We start from the raw sequence: 6,963 nt of genomic DNA, 5'->3' as shown, positions 1-6,963 counted from the left end.
CAAGAAGTTAGTGTAACGCAAAGAAGTATAAATAGAAAAATGGACTGACGCATTCGTTTGGAATTTTTGTAAAAATAAAGATTAATTTGAATTTTTATTAAGAGATAACGAAAAAACACGCGTATTCGTCTGTCTATTTTTAACTGTGGACATTTAGTAGTAATTTTACAAAAAAATACAAATAAATGTTCGATAAAGAGAAAGTCTTGAAACTCTGCAACGAGTGGAGCAAAAACACCTTAATGCAAACCTTAGAAATTGAATATATTGACGCCGGAGAAGATTTTTTAGTTGCCAAAATGCCCGTCAATCCTCGAGTGCATCAACCAATGGGATTATTGCATGGAGGTGCATCGGCAGCTTTAGCAGAAAGTGTGGGAAGTGCAGCTTCGATTATTTTTGTCAATCCTGAGAAGCAAGAAGTGCGGGGAATTGAGCTTTCGGCGAATCATTTAAGAGCCAAACGCGAAGGAGAAATTTTTGCTACTGCCCGAATTATTCACCAAGGCAGAAGTATTCATTTATGGGAAATCAAAATAACCGACGAAGAAGGGAAACTGATTTCGCTTTGCAAATTGACCAATATGATTTTACCTCGTAAACCGAAAGTGTGATGCATTTGATTCAGAAAACAAAGGAACAACTTGCCAATAACTTACCTTTTGTTTGGTGCGTCACACCAAACAGTCCGACACTTTGTGCTTTGTTCCAAAAAACGGACGAGTTGCATTTGTTCAAAGACCAAGACGGATTTGTCATCGCTCCTTTTTTAACTGCAAACGAGGAAATCTATGTGTTACCCAATGCAGATTGTGCGTATTTTGAATCAGAAATGGCGTTTGTTGATGAAGTTAGAAACGATGCAACTTCTAGCGAAAATGCCAACGCACAAATGCATTTTGAATCCATAGTGTCAAAAGCGGTCACTGCCATTGAAGAAGGCAGTTTTGATAAAGTAGTGCTTTCTCGAAAGATACCTTTAGACAAAACCAATGATCCTTTGGAGACTTTTCATCGGATGGCTTCGACGTATCGAAATGCTTTTTGTTATTTGTTTTCGCATCCCAAATTAGGGACTTGGATGGGGGCGACACCGGAACAACTCATCAAATTTTCCGACAAGCATTTTGAAACCGTGTCCTTGGCAGGAACCCAACGAAAAGCCGATTTCAGAGATTGGAATACCAAAGAAATCCAAGAACAACAATTTGTAACCGATTATATTTTAGACAGCTTGCACAAAGAAGTACAATCATTAAAAGTCTCGCCACCCGAAACCGTGGAGGCGGGGAGTTTGGTTCATTTAAAAACAACGATTAGCGGCGAAGTCTTTTCCAATAAAAACAGTTTGCAGTTGGTTAAAAATCTGCACCCTACACCAGCAGTTTGCGGATTACCAAAAGAGGCAGCTTTGGATTTTATCCTTGCTAATGAAGGCTATGACCGAGAATTCTACACCGGATTTGTAGGACTGTGGAATACGTCGAGAGGCGGAAATCTTTTTGTAAATTTGCGGTGCATGAAAGTCACGCCGAACAAGGTGTACGTGTATGTGGGTTGCGGGATCACCAAAGACAGTTCGCCCGAGGCGGAGTTTTTGGAAACTGAACACAAATCCATGACCATGCGAAACATACTTTAACCTTTATTTTGAATCAATGAAATTAGATATACTTGCTTTTGGAGCCCATCCCGATGATGTAGAATTAGGTTGTGCAGGAACACTTGCCAAAGAAATTTCTCTTGGTAAATCTGTTGGAATAATCGATTTGACCCAAGGAGAATTGGGAACCAGAGGTTCGGCCGTCATTCGTCATCAAGAAGCTACCAAAGCGAAAGAATTGTTAGGAATTGCCATTCGTGAAAACCTCAAAATGCGTGATGGTTTTTTTGTGAATGATGAAGCACATCAACTGCTAGTGATTCAAATGCTTCGCAAGTACCAACCCGATATAGTGTTGTGCAATGCGATTGATGACCGTCATATTGATCATGCGAAAGGAGCGAAGTTGGTTTCAGATGCCTGTTTTTTGTCAGGTTTGCAAAAAATCGAAACTTCTTTCGAGGGATTGACGCAAGAAGCATGGCGTCCAAAAGTTGTGTATCATTACATTCAATGGAAGAATATCGAACCCGATTTTGTGGTAGATATTACCGGTTTTATGGATGTAAAAATGAAGGCGATTTTGGCTTATGACTCCCAATTTTACAATCCTGATGTCAAAGAAGCGGTGACACCCATTGCTACTAAAAACTTTTTAGAAAGTATTCAATACCGCTCGCAAGACATGGGTAGATTGATAGGAACGGATTTTGCGGAAGGTTTCACCACCGAAAGATATGTGGCTGTCAGTAGCTTAGGAGATTTGATATAATTTATCAAAAAAAATCTTTGGAAGATTGACGGAATGCATTATATTTGCACTCGCAAAAACAAATGGTGATTGTAGCTCAGTTGGTTAGAGCGTCGGATTGTGGTTCCGAAGGTCGCGGGTTCGAGACCCGTCTTTCACCCAGAAATGCAAAGCTTCGAGGAAACTCGAGGCTTTTTTTGTGGGTTATTGTTCTTATAATCTCATTAAGAGGAGTTTTTTTTTCTCGCAAAGTCGCAAAGACGCAAACTTTATAATTTTTACTTTGCGTTTTTGCGTCTTTGCGAGAAACTTATTTTGCGGATTAAGTTTCTGTTATTTCTTGATAAATTCTTTGGTATATTATTTCAGTATTCCTGAAAAATTATTAAATTGTCTGCCAAAATACTAGTAATCACGTTAAAAATTAATTATATGGGATCATTTGTTATCAGTAAAAGAAAAAATGGAGAATTTCAATTTGTACTAAAAGCAGGCAACGGTCAGGTTATTTTGGCCAGTGAAGGCTACAGTTCCAAAGCTGCTTGCGACAACGGTATTGAATCCGTTCGCAAGAATTCACAAGTGGATACACGTTTTGACCGTTTGGAAGCTAAGAACGGTAAGTTCTATTTTAATTTAAAAGCAACGAATGGGCAAATCGTTGGCAATAGTGAAATGTACGAATCGGTTGCCGCCCGCGACAACGGTATTGCCTCTGTTGCAAAAAATGCACCCGATGCGGATGTGAAAGAAGAAATCTAAATTGCACCCTATAGTTTACAAAAGCTCTGACGATTCAGGGCTTTTTTTTCGTTTGAATAGTTTGTACAATTCAATCCAAATGACAGATGCAAAACCAATGCCGATACTTATAGCCAATTGTTCCAAAGGTAATTGCGTAAAGCCAAAGAAAAGTGCAAAAGGTTTGATATAAATTAAAGCAGCAGTTACGACCAAAGTGAGTCCGATGATCCAAAGAACCAAATTGTTTTTGTATTTCAGCGTCGTTAAAACGGAATAGTAAAAAGAGCGGTTCACTAATGTTAAAAAGATATTCGCACTTATTAATGCGGTAAAAACCATACTTCGCGTGAAGGTTTCATTATAGCCGAAGTTCACAGCGAATTGATACGTGGCTAACGTGCCAATGGTTATTACCAGTCCTTGAATAATGCTTATCGTTAGCTCTTTCACCTTAAAAAAAGTGGTTGTTAACAGTCGTGGTTTTTGAGTCATTGTATTTTGTTCCATAGGTTCATTTTCAAAGATGATGGAGCAGGTGGGACCCATGATTAACTCAAGCAAAATAATGTGCAACGGTGTAAAAATACTCGGATACACCCATCCCAACGCCAACGGAATGAAAACCGTCAAAATAATCGGGATGTGAATGGAAATAATGTACTGAATCGCTTTCTTTAAATTGGTGTAAATTTTTCGTCCCATGGCAATAGCGGTGACCATTTTTGATAAATCATCGTCCACTAAAATCAGCGAGGCGGCTTGTTTGGCAATTTCCGTACCTTTTTTACCCATGGCAATACCGATATGTGCGGCTTTCAATGCCGGACCATCGTTGACGCCGTCGCCGGTCATCGCTACAATTTGTTGGTCATTTTTTAAGGCATTGATGATTTTCAATTTGGCTTCAGGGAACATGCGTGTATAGATGTTTATTTCCATTACTTTTTGTTCCAATTCTTGATCCGTAAGCTGCATCAACTCATCGCCGGTGATACTTTTATCAGCACCTTTAAAACCAATCGACGCAGCAATTGCTTGGGTAGTAACCGCATTATCGCCGGTAATAATTTTTACAGCGACACCCGCTTGGTAAAACTGTTCAAACACCTGTTGAATATTCTTTTTCGGCGGATCATAAAACGCCACCAATCCTAAAAAATCAAACGCGAATTCTTGTTGTTTTTTTGGAAAGTCAGTTCCCGAAAAATCAGCAATTCCCACTCCGAGAACGCGGTATCCTTGCGATGCCATTGCAAAAACTGCTTTTTCAATGGCAGTTTTTTCCTCGGCAGTTAGCTTAGAAACGGCTATCATGGCTTCCGGAGCTCCTTTTGCAGCAATGATTCGTTTGCCCTTTTTATCTTCATGCACATGTGTCATCATCGGTGGTTTGCCATCCAATGGATATTCATGAATCATTTGATAATTGGGTCGCTCATCTTCAAGGTGTGTCTGTTGATAGCTTTCATGAATAGCTACTTCCATGGCATCAAAAGGAATGGGTTCGCTCGCCCACATAGCCATTTCAATAACTCTTTTGGAGGAAGTTTCATTAAAGCCTTCTGCTGTAGCAACTTTTTGGTCGCTGAATGCATACACTTCAACCAAACTCATTTTGTTCTCAGTGATTGTTCCGGTTTTATCGGTACAAATGACAGTCGCACTACCCAAAGTTTCCACCGTTTTCATCTGTTTCACAATGATACCTGTTTTCATTAACCGCCAAGCACCTAATGCCATGAAGGTGGTAAATGCGACCGGAATTTCCTCAGGTAAAATACTCATCGCTAATGTCAAAGCCTTCAACAAACTGTCCAAAACATTTGCTGTATGATAATAATTGATTCCCCAAACAATGAGAAAAATAATTGCACCAACCAGTACCATTTGTTTGACAAATCGAGTGATTTGTACTTCCAATGGCGTTTTTTCTTCGGCTATGGATTCCAGGCTGTTGCCGATTGCTCCGAGTTTGGTTTTGTTTCCAATGGCGGTTACTTTCGCAAGGGCCATACCGCTAGCTATGGTGGTTCCACTGTACACGGAACAATTTTCCTGAGAGACGTCCTTAAAAACAGCAAGCGATTCGCCGGTAAGCACCGATTCATTCACCGAAAAGTCATTGGATTGCAGAATGGTTGCGTCGGCATTTACTGACGTGCCTTCTTCTAAAACCAATAGGTCATCCATTACAACGTCTTCATTACTGATTTCGATGGTTTTGCCGTTGCGAATCACTTTGCATTTGGGTTGGGTGATTTCTTTTAGTTTTGCCAATGCATTTTTACTTCGGGAATTTTGGTAGAGTGAAATCGTGGCTACTAAAACAATGGCAACTGCCAAAAAGATGGCGTCACCTACTTGTCCGCTTAAAAAGTAAATAATTGAAGTGGCGAATAATAACAAAACCATGGGTTCCGTGACCAGACTTTTAACAGCGTCTATAAAGGAGTTCTCTTTTTTATAGGTGAGGTTGTTTGCACCATGATTCAATCGGGAAGCAATTACTTCTTTGTCTGTTAGTCCGGTGGTTAGGAACTTGTTTTCAGGTATCATTGTTGCGGTAACTCTTTTCATATTTATTCGCATTCTAGTTAGCAATAGAGCAGGCGAGCTAGAATGAGTTGATCTTGTTAAATGCGATTTAATTTATGTATACACACTTAAAGATACAAAAAAAACGCAAGAGTTACTTTGCGTTTTTATCAACTATTTTCCGTCTTTATCCACTTTTGGTCGTTCGGCGGCATTGGCTAATTCCCAAGCCACTACAAATGCCAATTGTGCTCTTTTTGCCATTTGCGGATAATCAATTTTGTCCGCAGTATCCGTTGCTTTATGATAATCGTCATGCACGCCGTTGAAATAAAAAATGGCCGGAATTCCCTTTTTTGCAAAATTGTAATGGTCAGACCGGTAATAAAAACGGTTGGGATCATCTAAATCATTGTATTTATAATCCAATTCCATTCCAATGTATTTGGTGTTGGCTGCTTCTGATAGTTTATGTAAATCGGTACTCAAACGATCGGAACCGATGACATATACATAATTATCATTTTGTTCTTTGCCGTAACCTCTTCTACCAATCATGTCGATATTGATGTTCGCGATAGTATTTGCAATAGGAAATAAAGGATTTTCTGCATAAAAACGCGAACCGTGTAAACCGTGTTCTTCACCCGTTACGTGTAAAAACAAGATTGAACGTTTGGGTCCGTTTCCTTCTTTTTTAGCTTTTTGGAAAGCGGCAGCCAATTCTAATAACGCCACAGTTCCCGAGCCATCGTCATCGGCACCGTTATAGACTTCGCCGTTTTTCATTCCCACGTGGTCGTAATGAGCAGAAATCACCAAAATTTCTTCCGGCTTTTCAGAACCTTCAATAAATGCCCAAATATTTTCAGAATCACCTAATTTTGGGCTAAACGCCTTTTTAAAGAATTCCGAAGGAATGGGTTGGTAATAAGTAGTTGCCCCTTTTGGAAAAGGAACGCCAATCGATTGGTAGTGTTTGATTAAATATTCACCCGCTTTCTTTTGTCCGGGTTCACCGGTGTTTCGACCTTCCATTTCATCGGAGGCAACGATATACAAATGTTTGCTGAGATTTTCGGCGGTAATGGTCTTAAAATAAGGTTTTGGGTCGTTGTTGCTAACATTGGTACTTGTAGACGAGCAAGCAATGGCTATCAAAAGAATTCCAATAGAACTATAAAGTATTTTTTTCATGAATGATGATTAGAAGATTTGAAACAAATATAGTAAAGTGGAATTAAAATAGCTCTTTTAAAAATTGTAAAAAATGTTCGCTCGAACGTTTATCGGCTAATTCATTCTAAACTTTTCCTCAAAATTGTCTGTT

Annotated in this window: 6 protein-coding genes and 1 tRNA gene; 5 read left to right on the top strand and 2 right to left on the bottom strand. The window is 39.4% G+C overall.

Features of this window, described 5'->3' with window-relative positions; genetic code table 11:
* The first annotated feature begins 185 nt into the window (after positions 1-185).
* The 5 genes from ACIQ2S_RS09605 to ACIQ2S_RS09585 all read left to right on the top strand — a co-directional run bounded on the left by ACIQ2S_RS09605 (position 186) and on the right by ACIQ2S_RS09585 (position 3,116).
* On the top strand, positions 186-614 hold the full coding sequence (locus tag ACIQ2S_RS09605) for a PaaI family thioesterase (RefSeq protein ID WP_396175387.1): 429 nt from the start codon (positions 186-188) through the stop codon (positions 612-614).
* Positions 614-1,642: a chorismate-binding protein gene (locus ACIQ2S_RS09600; RefSeq protein WP_396175385.1), complete on the top strand. Its 1,029-nt coding sequence runs from the start codon at positions 614-616 to the stop codon at positions 1,640-1,642. The genes ACIQ2S_RS09605 and ACIQ2S_RS09600 overlap by 1 nt, the downstream gene beginning before the upstream one ends.
* 16 nt (positions 1,643-1,658) lie before the next feature.
* A complete protein-coding gene (gene bshB1 / locus ACIQ2S_RS09595; RefSeq protein WP_396175383.1) occupies positions 1,659-2,375 on the top strand; it encodes a bacillithiol biosynthesis deacetylase BshB1 in 717 nt (238 codons plus the stop codon).
* 64 nt (positions 2,376-2,439) lie between these two features.
* Positions 2,440-2,515 (top strand) — tRNA-His (locus ACIQ2S_RS09590).
* Between the two features lie 271 nt (positions 2,516-2,786).
* Complete coding sequence (locus ACIQ2S_RS09585) at positions 2,787-3,116, top strand: YegP family protein (protein WP_396175381.1); 330 nt, start codon at positions 2,787-2,789, stop codon at positions 3,114-3,116.
* 15 nt (positions 3,117-3,131) lie between these two features.
* On the opposite strand, the gene ACIQ2S_RS09580 is transcribed toward ACIQ2S_RS09585, so the two are convergent.
* The gene (locus tag ACIQ2S_RS09580) at positions 3,132-5,675 is read right to left on the bottom strand and encodes a cation-translocating P-type ATPase (RefSeq protein WP_396175379.1); all 2,544 of its coding nucleotides are present in this window, start codon (positions 5,673-5,675) and stop codon (positions 3,132-3,134) included.
* Positions 5,676-5,807: 132 nt separating this feature from the next.
* Positions 5,808-6,830 carry a M28 family metallopeptidase gene (locus tag ACIQ2S_RS09575; RefSeq protein ID WP_396175376.1) on the bottom strand — a complete coding sequence of 341 codons (1,023 nt, stop codon included), beginning with the start codon at positions 6,828-6,830 and terminating at the stop codon, positions 5,808-5,810.
* Positions 6,831-6,963: the final 133 nt, after the last annotated feature.

The organism is Flavobacterium sp., from assembly GCF_044371705.1.
GTDB lineage: Bacteria > Bacteroidota > Bacteroidia > Flavobacteriales > Flavobacteriaceae > Flavobacterium.
The sequence above is the reverse complement of the archived record's forward strand: the minus strand, read 5'-3'. Positions and strand labels throughout refer to the sequence as shown.

Coding starts and splice junctions, on each gene's coding strand:
- ACIQ2S_RS09605 (WP_396175387.1), top strand. CDS start 186: ATGTTCGATAAAGAGAAAGTCTTGAAACTCTGCAACGAGTGGAGCAAA.
- ACIQ2S_RS09600 (WP_396175385.1), top strand. CDS start 614: ATGCATTTGATTCAGAAAACAAAGGAACAACTTGCCAATAACTTACCT.
- bshB1 (WP_396175383.1), top strand. CDS start 1,659: ATGAAATTAGATATACTTGCTTTTGGAGCCCATCCCGATGATGTAGAA.
- ACIQ2S_RS09585 (WP_396175381.1), top strand. CDS start 2,787: ATGGGATCATTTGTTATCAGTAAAAGAAAAAATGGAGAATTTCAATTT.
- ACIQ2S_RS09580 (WP_396175379.1), bottom strand. CDS start 5,675: ATGAAAAGAGTTACCGCAACAATGATACCTGAAAACAAGTTCCTAACC.
- ACIQ2S_RS09575 (WP_396175376.1), bottom strand. CDS start 6,830: ATGAAAAAAATACTTTATAGTTCTATTGGAATTCTTTTGATAGCCATT.